2 tRNA genes are annotated in these 313 nt (G+C 45.4%); both read right to left on the bottom strand.

The window, feature by feature from the left end:
• Positions 1-78 precede the first annotated feature (78 nt).
• A tRNA-Ala gene (locus tag J8L98_RS24720) sits at positions 79-154 on the bottom strand.
• A gap of 50 nt (positions 155-204) precedes the next feature.
• Positions 205-281: transfer RNA gene (locus J8L98_RS24725), tRNA-Ile, on the bottom strand.
• Positions 282-313: the final 32 nt, after the last annotated feature.

The raw sequence follows: 313 nt of genomic DNA on the forward strand, positions 1-313 counted from the left end.
GAGAATTTAACTTCTCAAAGAGAAACACACTTCATACTCAGGATATACCTGAAGTATGCTTTTCTTTCAAAAGTAAGGTGGTGGAGCTAAGCAGGATCGAACTGCTGACCTCCTGCGTGCAAGGCAGGCGCTCTCCCAGCTGAGCTATAGCCCCACAATACTGGAATGACATTGTTTGATACCAAAGCTAAAAGGTTAGCAAAGTGGTGGGTCTGAGTAGACTTGAACTACCGACCTCACGCTTATCAGGCGTGCGCTCTAACCAGCTGAGCTACAGACCCAAACAATGTTTGTGTTCTCTAATTCTATTCAG

Source organism: Pseudoalteromonas sp. MMG013, from assembly GCF_018100885.1.
GTDB lineage: Bacteria > Pseudomonadota > Gammaproteobacteria > Enterobacterales > Alteromonadaceae > Pseudoalteromonas > Pseudoalteromonas aurantia.